The 17011-nt window shown below is 44.9% G+C and carries 18 protein-coding genes; 16 read left to right on the top strand and 2 right to left on the bottom strand.

All coding sequences use genetic code 11. The features are described 5' to 3' along the window. Window positions 1-621 precede the first annotated feature (621 nt). The 10 genes from rpmH to L3V45_RS19435 all read left to right on the top strand — a co-directional run bounded on the left by rpmH (window position 622) and on the right by L3V45_RS19435 (window position 9990). Window positions 622-756, top strand: coding sequence for a 50S ribosomal protein L34 (rpmH, locus tag L3V45_RS19480; protein WP_003178075.1), 135 nt, complete (start codon window positions 622-624; stop codon window positions 754-756). Between the two features lie 154 nt (window positions 757-910). Next, on the top strand, window positions 911-1261 hold the full coding sequence (gene rnpA, locus L3V45_RS19475) for a ribonuclease P protein component (RefSeq protein ID WP_004392944.1): 351 nt from the start codon (window positions 911-913) through the stop codon (window positions 1259-1261). 160 nt (window positions 1262-1421) lie between these two features. After that, the gene (spoIIIJ, locus tag L3V45_RS19470) at window positions 1422-2171 is read left to right on the top strand and encodes a YidC family membrane integrase SpoIIIJ (protein WP_236837454.1); all 750 of its coding nucleotides are present in this window, start codon (window positions 1422-1424) and stop codon (window positions 2169-2171) included. Then, the gene (gene jag / locus L3V45_RS19465; RefSeq protein WP_004392953.1) at window positions 2168-2809 is read left to right on the top strand and encodes an RNA-binding cell elongation regulator Jag/EloR; all 642 of its coding nucleotides are present in this window, start codon (window positions 2168-2170) and stop codon (window positions 2807-2809) included. Before spoIIIJ ends, jag begins: the two co-directional genes overlap by 4 nt. A gap of 288 nt (window positions 2810-3097) precedes the next feature. Further along, on the top strand, window positions 3098-4477 hold the full coding sequence (gene mnmE / locus L3V45_RS19460; protein WP_004392954.1) for a tRNA uridine-5-carboxymethylaminomethyl(34) synthesis GTPase MnmE: 1380 nt from the start codon (window positions 3098-3100) through the stop codon (window positions 4475-4477). Between the two features lie 16 nt (window positions 4478-4493). Continuing rightward, window positions 4494-6380: a tRNA uridine-5-carboxymethylaminomethyl(34) synthesis enzyme MnmG gene (gene mnmG / locus L3V45_RS19455; protein ID WP_004392959.1), complete on the top strand. Its 1887-nt coding sequence runs from the start codon at window positions 4494-4496 to the stop codon at window positions 6378-6380. Between the two features lie 13 nt (window positions 6381-6393). Next, the gene (gene rsmG, locus L3V45_RS19450; protein ID WP_004392961.1) at window positions 6394-7113 is read left to right on the top strand and encodes a 16S rRNA (guanine(527)-N(7))-methyltransferase RsmG; all 720 of its coding nucleotides are present in this window, start codon (window positions 6394-6396) and stop codon (window positions 7111-7113) included. Between the two features lie 121 nt (window positions 7114-7234). Then, the gene (gene noc, locus L3V45_RS19445; protein ID WP_007409900.1) at window positions 7235-8086 is read left to right on the top strand and encodes a nucleoid occlusion protein; all 852 of its coding nucleotides are present in this window, start codon (window positions 7235-7237) and stop codon (window positions 8084-8086) included. Window positions 8087-8384: 298 nt separating this feature from the next. Beyond that, entirely contained in the window at window positions 8385-9146 is a 762-nt protein-coding gene (soj, locus tag L3V45_RS19440; RefSeq protein ID WP_004392964.1) for a sporulation initiation inhibitor protein Soj, read from the top strand. Then, window positions 9139-9990 carry a ParB/RepB/Spo0J family partition protein gene (locus tag L3V45_RS19435; protein WP_004392966.1) on the top strand — a complete coding sequence of 284 codons (852 nt, stop codon included), beginning with the start codon at window positions 9139-9141 and terminating at the stop codon, window positions 9988-9990. Before soj ends, L3V45_RS19435 begins: the two co-directional genes overlap by 8 nt. 29 nt (window positions 9991-10019) lie before the next feature. Here L3V45_RS19435 and yyaC read toward each other — a convergent pair whose 3' ends face one another. Beyond that, the gene (gene yyaC / locus L3V45_RS19430; protein ID WP_004392969.1) at window positions 10020-10634 is read right to left on the bottom strand and encodes a spore protease YyaC; all 615 of its coding nucleotides are present in this window, start codon (window positions 10632-10634) and stop codon (window positions 10020-10022) included. A gap of 172 nt (window positions 10635-10806) precedes the next feature. After that, window positions 10807-11199, bottom strand: coding sequence for a GNAT family N-acetyltransferase (locus L3V45_RS19425; RefSeq protein WP_234949536.1), 393 nt, complete (start codon window positions 11197-11199; stop codon window positions 10807-10809). A 238-nt stretch (window positions 11200-11437) separates the two neighbouring features. Between L3V45_RS19425 and L3V45_RS19420 the strand changes: the two genes are divergently transcribed. The 6 genes from L3V45_RS19420 (at window position 11438) to ssbA (ending at window position 16989) form a co-directional block, all read left to right on the top strand. After that, window positions 11438-12463 carry a YkvI family membrane protein gene (locus tag L3V45_RS19420; protein WP_088005468.1) on the top strand — a complete coding sequence of 342 codons (1026 nt, stop codon included), beginning with the start codon at window positions 11438-11440 and terminating at the stop codon, window positions 12461-12463. Between the two features lie 85 nt (window positions 12464-12548). Beyond that, window positions 12549-12755, top strand: coding sequence for a DUF951 domain-containing protein (locus L3V45_RS19415; RefSeq protein WP_004392973.1), 207 nt, complete (start codon window positions 12549-12551; stop codon window positions 12753-12755). A gap of 46 nt (window positions 12756-12801) precedes the next feature. Continuing rightward, window positions 12802-14805: a molybdopterin-dependent oxidoreductase gene (locus L3V45_RS19410; RefSeq protein ID WP_004392974.1), complete on the top strand. Its 2004-nt coding sequence runs from the start codon at window positions 12802-12804 to the stop codon at window positions 14803-14805. 126 nt (window positions 14806-14931) lie between these two features. Further along, on the top strand, window positions 14932-16032 hold the full coding sequence (ychF, locus tag L3V45_RS19405; RefSeq protein ID WP_004392975.1) for a redox-regulated ATPase YchF: 1101 nt from the start codon (window positions 14932-14934) through the stop codon (window positions 16030-16032). Window positions 16033-16143: 111 nt separating this feature from the next. Then, complete coding sequence (rpsF, locus tag L3V45_RS19400) at window positions 16144-16431, top strand: 30S ribosomal protein S6 (RefSeq protein ID WP_004392977.1); 288 nt, start codon at window positions 16144-16146, stop codon at window positions 16429-16431. A gap of 39 nt (window positions 16432-16470) precedes the next feature. Then, window positions 16471-16989, top strand: a complete 519-nt coding sequence (gene ssbA, locus L3V45_RS19395) for a single-stranded DNA-binding protein SsbA (RefSeq protein WP_004392979.1) — start codon at window positions 16471-16473, stop codon at window positions 16987-16989. Window positions 16990-17011 lie beyond the last annotated feature (22 nt).

The raw sequence follows: 17011 nt of genomic DNA, 5'->3' as shown, positions 1-17011 counted from the left end.
TATCCGGCACAGCCCTCCTTTTCTTTAAAAATCAGCGCCCTTCCCCTGTTATAGAACACAAAAAAAGAGCATATGGCTCTGACCATTCGTACACACGAAATGTTGAAAACATATAGTATAGTAGAAAAATAGCTTTTCGACAAATTCCACAAGTTGTGGACAACAATCTACACAAGCTGTGTGAAAACAATCCACAACTTATCCACAATTTGTGGATAAAGAGAATGGACTGGATAAGTAATTAAGAGTTAAAACACAAATATAATATCAAATTAAGCGAGGACTTGCAATGGTTCTCGTAATCTTATCCACAAACCTGACAACTTGTTGAAAAATCTTTGTCCACAGGGGTTAGCAATGTGAAAATGTTGTCGATAACGATTGTGGATATTAAAAAAAGACCGAAAAATTATCCACATGTCGTTTTTTCGGGGGAGCGCGGCTTTTTTTGTGCGTTAAAAAAAGGAATATGAAAAATAAGGTTTCTAATCTGGTTAAGGTATGTTATCCTATTATGGTTGTAAGAAATAAAAGCACTGCTGAAGTTGACAATGAATAGGCAGCACAAATATAATAAGTAAGACTGTCTTTAACAGCTATTCCTCGAGGGAGGTGTCATAAATGAAAAGAACATTCCAACCGAATAACCGTAAACGCAGTAAAGTTCATGGCTTCAGAAGCCGTATGAGTTCAAAAAACGGTCGTCTAGTATTAGCACGCCGTCGCCGCAAAGGCAGAAAAGTATTATCAGCTTAGGCCACTGAATAATGTCAGTGGTCTTTTTTCACATTAAGAGAAAAGAGATGTCATGCGTCGCCCGGTACTGGAGAAATTTCTTCAGTATTCCGGCGGCCCGTTTTTTTTAAATAGAAATAAAAGTTTCTGCGAGTGAATATCGGAGTGAATTAAAGTGAAGAAGCGAAATCGGTTAAAGAAAAATGAAGATTTTCAAAAAGTGTTTAAACGCGGAACGTCTATGGCAAACCGCCAGTTCGTGCTGTATACGCTTGATCAGCCGAAACAGGAAGAGCTCCGGGTAGGGCTTTCTGTCAGTAAAAAAATCGGCAATGCCGTCGTGCGCAATCGGGTGAAGCGGTTAATCAGGCAGGCGGTTCAGGAGGAAAAAGAGCTGCTCAAGCCGAAAGATTTTATTATTATCGCAAGAAAACCCGCCGGCGACCTCAGTTTTGAAGAAACGAAAAAGAGTCTGCAGCACTTATTCAGAAAAACCTCATTATATAAGAAATCTTCGTCAAAATAGCTCATATTTTGTTTTCTTCACGTTTTTAAAAGCGCTTCCTTTTATTTGGCGAAAAATGAACGCCATTTGAAACTGAAAGATGCTAAAATACATACAAGGTTTATAAAGATTGGTATAGGAGGAAACGTTCTTGAAAAGGAGAATATGGTTACTACTGAGTATGGTCGGTATGCTCGTGCTGCTGGCCGGGTGCTCGAGTGTGAAAGAGCCGATTACGGCGAATAGTCCGCATTTCTGGGACAAATATGTTGTGTATCCATTGTCAGAAGTCATTACGTACGTAGCGAAACTGACGGGCGATAACTATGGTTTGTCGATCATCATCGTTACGATTTTAATTCGTCTGCTGATTCTGCCGCTGATGATCAAGCAGCTTCGAAGCTCAAAAGCGGTGCAGGCGCTGCAGCCTGAAATGCAGAAGCTCAGAGAAAAATACAGCTCTAAAGATCAAAAAACGCAGCAGAAGCTTCAGCAGGAAACAATGGCCCTGTTTTCAAAGCACGGGGTAAACCCGCTGGCGGGATGTTTCCCGATCCTGATTCAAATGCCGATTTTGATCGGATTCTACCACGCCATTATGCGTACGCAAGCCATTTCACAGCACAGCTTTTTATGGTTTGATTTAGGAGAGAAGGATCCTTACTATATTCTTCCTATCGTTGCCGGTGTGGCCACTTTTGTCCAGCAGAAGCTGATGATGGCGGGAAATCCGACTCAGAATCCTCAAATGGCAATGATGGTATGGATTATGCCGATCATGATCATCGTATTTGCGATCAACTTCCCGAGCGCGCTTTCTCTGTATTGGGTAGTCGGAAACCTGTTTATGATTGCTCAGACATTCCTTATTAAAGGACCTGACATTAAACACGATCCGGAAACGCAGAAAGCCGGAGGAAAGAAAAAGTGAAGAAGGTGACTGCTGCGGGACGGAATGTCGAAGAAGCAGTTCAATCAGGCCTTCAGGAACTTCAACTGACGAAAGATCAAGTAGAAATAACGGTGGTGCAAGAAGAATATAAAGGGTTTTTGGGTATTTTCGGAAAAAAGAATGCGATCGTAGAACTGGAAGAGAAAAGAAATCCTGTTCAGGAAGCGAAAGCGTATTTAGAAGAAATCATCCATTCCATTGCCGGGCCTTCTGAGATTGTTACGGAAGAAAACAAGAAAACAGTCTGTTTTCACATTAAAGGTGAAAAAGCGGCGCTGCTTATTGGCAAAAGAGGACAAACACTCAATGCCTTGGAAACATTGACGCAGCTTGTTTTGAACCGCGGCTCCGGCCAGTATCGCCAAGCCGTTGTCGACGCTGAGAATTATCGGCGGAAAAGAAGAGAAATTCTGGATCAGCTGGCAAACAGGCTGGCCAAGCAAGTGTCGAAAACGAAAAAAGAGGTGCATTTAGAACCGATGCCGTCAGGTGAAAGAAAAATCATCCATGACGCGCTGTCAAAGCATCCAAATATCAAAACGTTTTCTACCGGTGAAGGCCGGTACCGCCATCTCGTTATTTCCCATAAAGATAGCAGAAAACCGAAGTCCGGGTAAAATCGGAACTTCGGTTTTTTTATTGGTAAAAATGGCTCTATTCCTGAGCAGAATCGCATTTTTTGCGTTTAAGTTTTTTCTTTTTCGGTCTATGCTGTTGATAAAAAAGGTTTTAGGAAATAAAATTAATTGTTATTCACATGTGGGTAAGTTAAAGTAATAAGGGATGAATTTCTGCTTTTGTGGATAACGTATCTTCCACTTCAAACCAAACTATGTTATCTTTTAATTTTGGCATAAATAAATTTTTTATATAGATGGAAACAGAGATAAAGAGAGGTGAACAGCATGGATACAATTGCAGCGATTTCAACTCCGATGGGTGAAGGCGCGATTGCGATCGTTCGGCTGAGCGGCCCGGAAGCCGTAAAGATCGCCGACAAAATGTACAAGGGTCCGAAAGGCAAAACGCTCAGTTCGGCAGAATCGCATACCATTCATTACGGGCATATCGCGGACAGTACGACGGGACGGATTATTGAGGAAGTCATGGTGTCTGTTTTAAGAGCGCCCAGAACATTCACAAGGGAAGATGTCATTGAAATCAACTGTCACGGGGGTATTGTGACGGTTAATCAGGTGCTCCAGCTTGCTTTAAGAGAAGGTGCGAGACTGGCAGAACCCGGTGAGTTTACGAAGCGCGCATTTTTAAACGGACGGATTGACCTTTCACAGGCGGAAGCGGTGATGGATCTGATCAGGGCCAAAACGGACCGTGCCATGAATGTCGCCATGAACCAGATGGAAGGACGGCTTTCCGCGCTTGTCCGCCGTCTGCGTGATGAGTTGTTAGAAACACTTGCCCATGTTGAGGTGAATATAGATTATCCGGAATATGATGACGTCGAAGAAATGACGCATCAGCTTTTAGTGGAGAAGGCAAGCGGCGTGAAGAAAGAAATCGAGGCGCTGCTCCGTACGTCTGAGCAGGGGAAAATTTTGCGTGAGGGACTGTCTACCGTGATCATCGGCCGTCCGAACGTCGGGAAATCCTCTCTGCTTAACAGCCTTGTCCATGAAACGAAGGCGATCGTAACCGATATTCCGGGAACGACGCGTGATGTGATTGAGGAATATGTCAACGTGCGAGGCGTGCCGCTTCGGCTTGTCGATACCGCCGGAATCCGTGAGACAGAAGACATCGTCGAAAGAATCGGTGTGGAACGGTCACGGCAGGTTCTGAAGGAAGCGGATCTCATTTTGCTTGTGCTTAACCACAGCGAAGCGCTTTCTGAAGAAGATGTGAAATTGTTTGAAGCGGTTGAGGGAATGGACGTCATTGTCATTATGAATAAGACGGACCTTGAGGCTAAGATTGACGCTGAGCGCGTCAAGGAACTGGCGAAAGGCCGGCCTGTCGTCACGACCTCATTGCTGAAAGAAGAAGGCATTCAAGATTTAGAGGAAGCGATTCAGTCGCTATTTTATACAGGAGCGATCGAAAGCGGAGATCTCACCTATGTCAGCAACACCCGTCATATTTCGATTCTGCATCAGGCAAAGCAAGCGATTGATGATGCGCTGAACGGGATTGAACAGGATGTTCCGATTGATATGGTGCAAATTGATTTGACAAGGTGCTGGGAACTGCTGGGCGAAATCATCGGTGATGCCGTCCACGAAAGCTTAATTGATCAGCTCTTTTCACAATTTTGTTTAGGTAAATAAAAGGGAGGAAAAAACCATGGGGTATGAAGCAGGCCAATACGACGTGATTGTCATCGGCGCCGGGCATGCCGGTGTTGAGGCTGCCCTCGCATCCGCGCGCCAGGGAGCCAAAACGCTTGTTTTGACGATTAATCTTGATATGGTTGCGTTTATGCCATGTAATCCGTCTGTCGGCGGCCCCGCGAAAGGGATTGTCGTCCGCGAAATTGACGCGCTCGGCGGAGAAATGGCTAGAAATATAGATAAAACTCATATTCAAATGAGAATGCTGAATACAGGAAAAGGTCCGGCCGTACGGGCGCTGCGTGCGCAGGCGGATAAATTCCAATATCAGCACGAAATGAAGCATACGCTGGAAAAAACACCGAATTTGACACTTCTTCAAGGGATTGCCGAGCGTTTAATCATTGAAGACGGAGAGTGCCGCGGTGTCATTACGCAAACCGGTGCTGAATACAAGGCAAAAACGGTCGTGCTGACAACCGGAACGTATTTAAGAGGGCGGATCATTCTCGGGGATCTGTCTTACTCAAGCGGTCCGAATAACCAGCAGCCGTCTATTAAACTTTCTGAGCACTTAGAGGAGCTCGGTTTTGATCTCGTCCGTTTTAAAACGGGCACGCCTCCTCGTGTCTCAAGCGATTCCATTGATTACAGCAAAACAGAAATCCAGCCGGGGGACCCGGTTCCGCGCGCTTTCTCATATGAAACGGTTGAATACATTACCGATCAGCTGCCTTGCTGGCTGACTTACACGAGTCCTGAGACTCATGAGATCATCGACAGCAACCTGCATCGTTCGCCGATGTATTCCGGTATGATTAAAGGAACGGGACCGAGATACTGCCCTTCGATTGAAGATAAAGTCGTTCGGTTTAATGATAAACCGCGCCATCAGATTTTCCTTGAGCCGGAAGGCAGAAATACGCAGGAAGTATACGTTCAGGGTCTATCCACGAGTCTTCCTGAGGACGTGCAGCAGCGGATGCTGGCGACCATTCCGGGACTGGAAAAGGTGCAGATGATGAGAGCCGGATACGCGATTGAGTATGACGCGATTGTACCGACGCAGCTCTGGCCTACACTGGAGACGAAAAAAATCCCTAACCTGTACACAGCCGGTCAAATTAACGGTACATCAGGTTATGAGGAAGCAGCCGGGCAAGGAATTATGGCAGGGATCAACGCAGGCCGCAAAGCGCTTGGAAAAGAAGAAGTGATCCTCAGCCGTTCCGATGCTTATATCGGTGTATTGATTGATGATTTGGTAACGAAAGGAACCAATGAACCGTATCGTCTGCTGACTTCACGGGCGGAATACAGACTGCTGCTCCGTCACGACAACGCGGATCTTCGCCTGACGGAAATCGGCCATGAGATCGGCTTAATTTCTGATGAGCGCTATGAAGCGTTTGAGAAGAAAAAAGCGGCGATCGAGGCAGAGAAAAAACGTCTCTGGTCTGTTATTATCAAGCCGTCTCCTGAGAATCAGGAATATATCCGTTCACTCGGCGGAAGCGAGCTGAAAGACGGAGTGCGCGGCACAGATTTAATGAAACGTCCGGAAATGAACTATGAAACAGTGACAAAACTTGCGCCTGCAGATTCTCCGGTTCCGCAAGATGTGGCGGAACAAGTGGAAATTCAGGTGAAATATGAAGGATATATCGAAAAATCCTTGCAGCAAGTGGAAAAGCTGAAGAAAATGGAAAACAAAAAAATCCCTGATCGGATTGATTATGACGCCATTAAAGGAATTGCTACTGAAGCGCGTCAAAAGCTGAAAGAAGTGCGTCCTTTATCAGTTGCTCAAGCGTCCCGTATTTCCGGCGTCAATCCGGCAGACATTTCAATCCTGCTGGTATACCTGGAGCAGGGCCGTATTGCCAAGGTAGCTGAATAGAAAGGATGACGGCATGAATATAGAGCAATTTACATCCAGTTTAGCGGAGAAAGGGATTTCCCTTTCTGACCGCCAGCTGGAGCAATTCGAGTTGTATTACCGGATGCTTGTGGAATGGAACGAAAAAATGAATCTGACATCCATCACTGAGAAAAAGGAAGTTTATCTCAAGCATTTTTATGATTCGATAACGGCGGCATTTTATATTGATTTTGAAAAGGTCACCACTCTTTGTGACGTCGGCGCCGGCGCCGGTTTTCCAAGCCTGCCCGTCAAAATCTGCTTCCCGCATCTGCATGTCACCATCGTCGATTCACTGAATAAGCGGATTACGTTTTTGGAAACTCTCTCTGATGCTTTACAATTAGAGCATACGACATTTGTCCATGACAGAGCGGAGACATTCGGACAGCGGAAAGACGTACGGGAAAGCTTCGATCTCGTGACGGCCCGTGCAGTGGCGCGTCTGTCAGTCCTGAGTGAGCTTTGTCTGCCGCTGGCCAAGAAAAACGGTATATTTGCGGCACTAAAAGCTGCAGCCGCTGATGAAGAGCTGAAAGCGGGGCAAAAGGCGATTAAAGTATTGGGAGGAGAGCTTGAACAAGTTCATTCCTTTACACTTCCCGTTGAAGAAAGTGAACGGAACATTATGATCATTCGCAAGACGAAAAGCACTCCGAAAAAATATCCGAGAAAACCGGGTACTCCAAATAAATCGCCAATTGAAGGGTAATTTAGACAGCCTGATGTGACAATTCCATCATATTTTCTGCAAAATTGATGAAGATACAGCAGGAAAAACCATGAGAAAATAGAATTATAAAAATGGCAGTTTTTAAAGGTGGTGTAGGTACATGAAGCATTCATTCTCTCGTTTCTTCGGGTTTGGTGAGAAGGAAGAGGAACCGGAGATAGCTGAGCATGATACAAACAAAGAAGAGATACTCGAAATACCGGTACATGCTATCGTTCCCAACCGTTTTCAGCCACGCACCATTTTCTCAGATGAAAAAATCAAAGAGTTAGCAATGACTATCCATACACACGGCATCATTCAGCCGATTGTTGTCAGACATACAGAAGATGAAGGACAATATGAGCTCATTGCGGGTGAAAGGCGCTGGAGAGCGGTACAGACGCTTGAATGGGAGAAGATTCCCGCAATTATTAAAGATTTTTCTGATACGGAAACAGCATCTGTCGCTTTGATTGAAAACCTGCAAAGGGAAGAATTGTCCTCCATTGAGGAAGCTCATGCGTACGCAAGGCTGTTAGAACTTCATGATTTAACACAGGAAGCCTTGGCGCAGCGCTTAGGAAAAGGCCAGTCAACGATTGCGAACAAGCTCCGATTGTTAAAGCTCCCGGAACCCGTCCAGGATGCGATTATGGAGAAAAAAATTACGGAACGTCATGCAAGAGCACTGATTCCGCTCAAACAGCCGGAGTTTCAGGTCACATTGCTTGCGGAAATCATTGAGAAAAGCTTAAACGTCAAGCAGACAGAAGACAGAGTGGTGAAAATGCTTGAACAGAATAAGCAGAAACCAAAGCCGAGACGCAAAGCGTTCAGCAGGGATACAAGAATTGCGATGAATACGATTCGTCAGTCACTGTCCATGGTGGAAGACAGCGGCGTCAGGCTGAACACTGAAGAAGAAGAATTCGAAGAGTACATCCAGCTTACCATTCGGATACCTAAATAAAAACTCTCCTGATCAGCAGGGGAGTTTTTATTTTAATCAAAAAACTATTTTGAGATAATAATAGATTTATTGTGCACTATACATTATATATGTAAAATTTTATCTTTTTGTGTCGTGAATTGTCTTTTTACAGTCAAAAAAGTCACTTTATCGGAGAACTTATATTAGAAAGTGTCTTTTTCGTTTACATTTTTTTCACTTGCTGATAAACAAATTATGAAAAAAATAAAACGCTTTACTCTTTTTTTGATAAGATAGAAACAAGACAGTACATGTTCATGTGAAGGTAGGTGACATCGTGGGAAAAATCATAGCAATTACGAACCAAAAAGGCGGAGTCGGGAAGACGACGACTTCTGTTAATCTGGGGGCTTGCTTGGCTTACATAGGTAAAAGGGTTCTTCTTGTTGATATTGATCCGCAGGGCAATGCAACGAGCGGATTAGGGATTGAAAAAGCCGATGTGGATCATTGTGTGTACGACATTTTAGTAGATGATGCAGATGTTACAGAAATTATTAAACCGACTTCAGTAGAGAACTTAGATGTCATTCCGGCCACGATCCAGCTTGCGGGAGCGGAAATCGAATTGGTTCCGACGATCTCACGGGAGGTCAGGCTGAAAAGAGCATTAGAATCTGTGAAACAAAATTACGATTACATGATTATTGATTGTCCTCCGTCTCTCGGGTTATTAACGATTAATGCGCTTACCGCTTCAGATTCAGTCGTTATCCCGGTTCAGTGCGAATACTACGCTCTTGAAGGATTGAGTCAATTATTAAATACAGTTCGGCTTGTGCAGAAACATTTAAATACCGACTTAATGATAGAAGGAGTGCTTCTGACGATGCTTGATGCCAGAACGAATCTCGGCATTCAAGTGATAGAAGAGGTAAAGAAATACTTTAGAGATAAAGTGTATCAAACCATTATTCCTCGCAATGTCCGTTTAAGTGAGGCGCCGAGTCACGGCAAGCCGATCATATTATACGATCCGCGTTCGAGAGGTGCGGAAGTATATTTAGATTTAGCAAAGGAAGTGGCAGCGAATGGCTAAAGGCGGGCTCGGAAAAGGGATTAACGCGTTGTTTAATCAGGTTGATTTGTCTGAAGAGACAGTGGAAGAAATTAAAATCAGTGATTTACGCCCCAATCCTTATCAGCCAAGAAAACAATTTGATGATGAGTCATTAGCTGAACTGAAGGAATCCATCATTCAGCATGGCATTCTTCAGCCCATTATCGTGAGAAAATCATTGAAGGGCTATGATATTGTAGCCGGCGAACGCCGTTACCGCGCCGCAAAACTTGCCGGTAAAGAGACAGTGCCGGCTATCGTGCGGGATTTATCTGAATCGCTGATGCGGGAAATCGCTCTTTTGGAAAACCTTCAGCGTGAAGACTTATCACCGCTTGAAGAAGCTCTGGCATATGACTCACTGCTGAAGCATTTGGATTTAACCCAGGAACAGCTCGCTAAACGGCTCGGGAAAAGCAGGCCTCATATTGCCAACCATTTAAGACTGCTGACGCTGCCGGAAAGCATCCAGAACCTCATTGCAGAAGGTACGTTATCCATGGGACACGGCAGAACCTTGCTTGGCTTGAAAAATAAAAACAAGCTTGAACCGCTTGTGAAGAAAGTGGTTGAAGAACAGCTGAACGTCCGCCAGCTTGAGCAGCTGATTCAGCAGTTAAACAACAATGTTCCACGTGAAACAAAGAAAAAAGAACCTGTTCAAGATGTTGTGTTAAAAGAGCGGGAATCGTATTTGCAAAATTACTTCGGAACAACAGTCAATATTAAGAGACAAAAGAAAAAAGGGAAGATTGAGATTGAGTTTTTCTCAAATGAAGATCTTGAACGTATCCTGGAACTATTGTCCGAAAGAGAAGCGTAAAAACCATCTTTTTAAAAAAAGATGGTTTTTTATATACGTCTTGTCAGCTTATGAAACGGACTGAGCCGTTCCTGCCGGCCTTCTGATTTATCTGTCAGCTGTAACCCCTCTGCTAAAACATTTGCCATGCTCATAACAAGATGAAGCCTCGTATTCTGCAGGACAAAATACTCCATAAACCCGCTGACATTGACGATTCCATTGATATGGACGTCACCGATTTCAGGAAGGTCTTTTTGAACACCTGCTCCGGGCTTCAGCGGCCCATCGCCGATTTGAAATGAGCCTACGCTTTTGACGCGGCCTAAACAAGCATCAACCGCTATAATAAACGGATTTTTATGTAGATGTTGAATATCTTTCAGCTTGTCTTTCATATTGACGGCGTGAACAGGATCTGACAGCGTGCCGTAAACGTGCAATCTGCCTAAATTCATTTTTTCTAACTTTGTTCCTACGAGCGGACCTAATGAATCTCCGGTCGACCGATCTGTACCGATACACACGGTGACTAACGGTCTGCCGGCTGCTTTACGTAAAGATGAAGTAAGGATTGCTTGTATTTGATTCGCAGCAGAAGAATCCGTATGGGATACATATTGTTTTGCCCGTTCTTGAGAAAAAAGCCCGCCTTTTCGATTCATAAGGTTCACTTCCTTGTCATGTCATACGAGTATTACATTGTTGTTTTTGGTGATGTATGGTTGTTTACAGTATATCCAGCGCTGCCTTTTTTTATGCTTATGTTGATGAGCATGCCGGTTGTTTGAAAAGAGCGGGATAGAAAAAAGAACCCAGAGCAGTTATTCTCTAAGTTCATGAAAGAAATAAGACCATTTGATCTACATCAACATATTGCTGATGATCTAATTTCAGCGCTCTTTTTTCTGCAGAGAAGAGGATAAATCCTAACTGAGCGCAGAGTTTTTTTGCGGGTTCATTTGTTGAAGTAACAGAGAGATGGAGCTGTTCTGTGTCTTTCATCTTTTTTGCTTGGCTGATGGCTTCCGTCATTAAAGCTTTTCCCGCGCCTGACCCTCGGTTTTTGGGGGAAATATACATAGAACCAATAACCGCAATGTGTCTTAGTTTAAACAGCGAATGCTTGGAGATCTTGAGGATTCCTATCAGTCTGTCTTGTTCAAAGGCGCCAAGCACGATGGCATTGCCGGCTTCAAGCCTGGCTTTGAATTTTTCAGACGGCCTCATAGCTGACGGCGATTGCGTCCGGGTGATCTTTTAAAGCTTTGAGCCTGAATCGGAGTAAGGCTGGGTATCACTTGCGATTAAACGCCTGATGTCCATGATTTGAGCGCCTAACATAAATGAATTTTCTGAATAGTCAATCGTCGTTATCATACCATATTTGTCCCAATTGTATGAATGTTTGCTGCTGTCACTCAATATAGTAGCAATATGCGGAGATGATCAGAAATTTTATGAGGTGATGAGGGTGTGGAGAGCCGGGATGAAGTGGATGCTGCTCATATTAAGCAGCCAGATTGGGGCCGGGTATGCAAGCGGGCAGGAAATATGGCAGTTTTTCGGTGTCGAAAGCGGACTGGCTATTGTATTGTTTACAGTCATGTTTACGATTTCGGCTTATATTGTGTTGAAGATCAGCTATCGGGTTCAATCAACGCACTTTTTACCTGTGCTTGAGCATCTGATGGGGCCGGCTCTTGCTAAAGTCTATGATGTGCTTATTATGTTTTATTTGTTTTCAATGACGATGGTTATGATTGCCGGTGGCGGTGTGACGCTGCAAATGTACAAGCTGCCGTTTTGGATCGGTATTTTTCTTCTTTGCATTGTGACCGTGGGTTTATTCTTTTGGGATATAAAAGGGATATTATCTCTGAATAGTATTTTGATACCGATTCTTGTAGCGGGGCTGTTATATGCATTGGTCTTTTTTCAGACAACGCATCATTACACGTGGACGATAGACTTGACCCGCCAGTATAATTGGCCGGCAAGCATTACCTTCACGTCCTTAAACATTCTTTCTGTTGTTGCTGTTCTTTCTTCAATCGGGAAAGATATGAAGGGACTGGGAGAAGCGAAAATCGCAAGCGTTGCAAGCGGGCTGATTTTCGGTATGATTTCATTTGTTTACAATGAAACGCTTGTACAGCTTTCAGGCAGTCTTACACAATATGAGATTCCTCTTTTCGCCGTCCTTGAAGGCGCTCCTTATCCGTTATTTCTTTGTATGGCCGCCGTGCTTTTTTTAGCCATCTATACGACAACGGTGACCGGTCTGTTCGGGCTGTCCAGCCGCATGCTTGCATTTGTGAAATTGCCGAGATGGACGCTCGTATCTCTTCTTTTAGCTGTGATGGTGCCTTTTACGACAATCGGTTTTTCAGATTTGATCGCCATTTTATATCCCATTTACGGGCTTTTAAGTCTTTATTTGCTGGTATGTCTTCTTCTTTACCCTATTTTAGGGAGATGGAAAAAAGTATAATGCTCATTTTGAGTGCGGCCGTTGCTCTTATCCTGTCTTTTTTTGTACAATAAATAAAGCAGTCTATGGAGAGAGGTGAAGGGTCTTGGCGGATAAAGACTTTGGCCTGAATGATATTGTTGAAATGAAGAAGCCGCATCCTTGCGGTGAAAACAGGTGGAAAATCATTCGGATGGGAATGGATATTCGGATCAAATGCACGGGTTGTTCCCACAGTGTCATGATTCCGAGAAGAGATTTTGAGAGAAAGCTGAAAAAAGTACTCGTCAAGCATGAGGAGCCTACATCATAAGGGCTGGCGCTCATGCTTTTTCATATAGAGGAGAGGAAGAGGCCCGATGAGCAAAGTGCATCAGTCAGCGTGCCCGCTGAATTGCTGGGACAGCTGCGGCTTTTTGGTGACAGTTGAGGATGGAAAGGTGACGAAAGTAGACGGAGACCCGAATCATCCCATTACGGAAGGGAAAATTTGCGGCCGGGGCAGAATGCTGGAGACGAAAACGAATGCGCCGGAACGGCTTCGTTTTCCTTTAAAAAAGAAAGACGGCGAATTTGTCCGCATTTCCTGGGAGCAGGCGTTAGATGAAATTGCTGAAAAAATGGCGGTGATTAAGGAGACGTTGGGCACTGCCGCAGTGCTGCACAGTCATGACTACGCCAATAACGGTCTTTTGAAGGCGCTCGACCAGCGTTTTTTCAATGGATACGGCGGTGTAACCGAGATTGCGGGCAGCATTTGCTGGGGTTCCGGCATTGAAGCGCAGCGCTGGGATTTCGGGCGTTCTTACGGGCATGGACCGCTTGATATTTATCACAGCAAGCATGTGATCGTATGGGGCAGAAACGTGTCCCGGACGAATATGCACCTCTATCATCATCTGCAGCAGGTGAAGAAAAAAGGAGCGACACTGACGGTCATTGACCCTATTTTTAACCCGACTGCAAAGCTTGCCGACCGGTATATATCCGTCAAACCCGGCATGGATGGCTGGCTTGCGGCGGGTGTTTTAAAAATATTATGCCAAACCGGCAGAACCGATTCTGATTTTATTCAAAAGCATTCGGTCGGTTTTGAGGAAATAGACAAGCTTCTGCAGACGATTTCTTTTGAGGAGATCATTGAGAAAACAGAAACGTCTTTAGAAGCGCTTGAATATCTTGCCGATTTATATGCTGACGGTCCCGCCTCCACTTTTATGGGTCTTGGGATGCAGAGATATAAAAACGGGGGCGGGACGATACGGTGGATTGACGCTTTAGCTGCGGCGAGCGGAAATGTCGGTATCAAAGGCGGCGGCGCCAACTTCGGAAATGTGCAAGTCGGTGAAAGCTTTGCAAAGGCCGAGCTCACTCGTCCTGATTTGAAGAAAAGTTCGAGAACGTTTTCGATGATGACTCAAGCTGAAGAGGCGCTGAATGCAGCCGACCCGCCGATTGAGATGATCATCGTGACGTGCGGCAATCCGCTGACACAGGTGCCGAATACAAAAAAAGTGAAGGAAGCGTTTGAAAAAACGCCGGTCACAGTGGCCATTGATTCGGTCATGACCGATACGGCGAAGCTCTGTGACTATGTGCTGCCGACGGCCGTTGTTTTCGAAGAGGAAGATATTTATTATTCCAGCATGTATCATCACTATGTTCAATATGGTAAGAAGCTTGCGGAACCGCAGGGAGAGGCAAAATCAGACCGCTGGATCTGGACGGAACTCGCAAAGCGTCTCGGATTCGGGGAGCTGTTTGATTACAGTGCGGAAGATTTCTTGAAAATGGGGCTCTCTTCTTTGGAGAAAGAAGGAATCACCCTTGAGCAATTAAAGGAAAAAGGACATATGCCGATTCCGGTTAAACAGGTTCCGTGGAGTGATTTTCAATTTTTAACCCCAAGCGGAAAATTTGAATTCGTCTCGTCACTGGCAGAAGAGAAAGGATACAGCGGCCTCCCTCAATTGGAAGTGCCGGAGGAGTCTGTTTATCACGACGCCGGACTGGCCGGGAAATATCCGTATACGCTGCTGTCCATTCACCCGCAGCGCTCCAATCATTCACAGCACGTGCCGTTTATTGAAAAGCTCCAGCAGATTCAGGTGGACCTGTCGCCGGATATCGCCGAGGAGCTTTCACTTCAAGACGGAGATACGGCAGAGGTATACAATGACCGCGGCCGTCTGCGCGGCAGGGTGAAAATCATGAAGCAGGCTCACCCGAAGACGGTGAATATAGATGAAGGCATGTGGGCGGCATTCGGAGGCTCCGTCAACATGCTCACAAAGGATTCAAATTCCGATAATGGAATGGGAAGTACGCTTTTTGACTGTCTGGTAGCGGTTAAAAAAGGATAATCTAAGGAGAGAGAGGGCGGGAAATGCTTTTTTCTCAGCTTGTCTTTTCCTATGAACCTCCTTATAATTGCTCTAGGTTTACAATACGTTTATACGATGATGGTTTGATATAGAGGAGATGAAAGAATGGCTTTAACTGCTGGAATTGTCGGTTTGCCGAATGTCGGAAAATCGACGTTATTTAATGCAATTACCCAGGCTGGTGCCGAATCAGCCAACTACCCGTTCTGTACAATTGATCCGAACGTGGGAATCGTGGAAGTGCCGGATGAACGTCTGCAAAAGCTGACTGAATTGGTGAATCCGAAAAAAACGGTGCCGACTGCGTTTGAATTCACTGATATCGCGGGGATCGTAAAAGGCGCATCTAAAGGTGAAGGACTCGGAAATAAGTTTCTTTCTCATATCCGTCAGGTTGATGCGATCTGCCACGTTGTACGTGCATTCGCTGATGACAATATTACGCACGTGTCAGGGAAAGTCGATCCGATTGACGATATTGAAACGATCAATCTTGAATTGATTCTTGCCGACATGGAGACAGTCGAAAAACGCATCACGCGTGTAAGCAAGCTTGCGAAGCAAAAAGACAAAGAAGCGGTTTTTGAATTTGACATTCTGTCTAAATTAAAAGAAGCTTTCGAACAAGAAAAGCCTGCCCGTTCCGTTGAATTTACGGAAGAACAGCAAAAGCTTGTGAAGCAGCTTCATTTGCTTACGTCAAAACCCGTGCTTTATGTGGCGAATGTAAGCGAAGATGAAGTGGCTGATCCTTCAGACAATGAATACGTTGCGAAAATCCGTGAGTACGCCGCGGGTGAAAATGCCGAAGTTATCGTCGTCTGTGCGAAAATTGAGTCTGAAATTGCCGAATTGGAAGGCGAAGAAAAGCAAATGTTCCTTGAGGAGCTCGGCATCGAAGAATCAGGTCTTGATCAGCTGATTAAAGCGTCATACTCTCTTCTCGGCCTTGCGACATACTTTACGGCGGGCGAACAGGAAGTGCGCGCATGGACATTCAGAAAAGGCATGAAAGCTCCTGAGTGTGCGGGTATCATCCACACTGACTTTGAACGCGGCTTTATCCGCGCTGAAACGGTTGCTTATGAAGACCTTTTGGCAGGCGGCGGAATGTCCGGAGCGAAAGAAGCCGGAAAAGTGCGTCTGGAAGGTAAGGAATATGTAGTCCAAGACGGAGATGTCATTCATTTCCGATTTAATGTATAGGACACAGTTGTAAAGGGACAAGAGCTTTGGTATAATATAAACTTGTGAGTAATAGAATTATTGCTCCTTGCCCATTATAGGGCCGCTTAGACCAAAAGGAGGTGCAAACAGATGAAAAAGTACGAAGTTATGTACATTATCCGTCCGAACATTGACGAAGAGTCAAAGAAGGCAGTTATCGAGCGTTTCAACAACGTATTGACTTCTAACGGAGCGGAGATCACTGGAACAAAAGATTGGGGTAAACGTCGTCTTGCTTACGAAATCAACGATTTCCGTGACGGTTTCTACCAAATCTTAAACGTTCAGTCTGAAGCTGCAGCGGTTGCTGAATTCGACCGTTTAGCTAAGATCAGTGACGATATCATTCGCCACATCGTTGTTAAAGAAGAAGAATAAGCAATTTGAAATATATAATGTTAAAAGGTGGTCTTTCATATGCTTAACCGAGTTGTATTAGTCGGAAGACTGACAAAAGACCCAGAGCTTCGTTATACGCCAAGCGGTGCGGCTGTCGCCACGTTTACTCTTGCTGTGAATCGTACATTCACGAACCAGTCCGGAGAACGTGAAGCCGATTTCATTAATTGTGTCACTTGGAGAAGACAAGCCGAAAACGTTGCAAACTTTCTTAAAAAAGGAAGCCTTGCCGGCGTAGACGGCCGACTCCAGACAAGAAATTATGAAAATCAGCAAGGACAGCGTGTCTTCGTGACAGAAGTCCAAGCTGAAAGTGTTCAATTTCTTGAGCCTAAAAACAGCGGCGGTTCTGGATCAGGCGGATACAACGAAGGAAACAGCGGCGGAGGCCAATACTTTGGCGGAGGCCAAAATGATAATCCGTTCGGCGGAAATCAGAACAACCAGAGACGAAATCAAGGGAACAGTTTTAATGATGATCCATTTGCCAACGACGGCAAGCCGATTGACATCTCGGATGATGATCTTCCGTTCTAATAGATTATCGCTATATTCATAA

It is taken from the genome of Bacillus sp. R45, assembly GCF_021729365.1.
Lineage (GTDB): Bacteria > Bacillota > Bacilli > Bacillales > Bacillaceae > Bacillus > Bacillus velezensis.
This window is presented reverse-complemented; position numbering and strand designations above follow the sequence as displayed.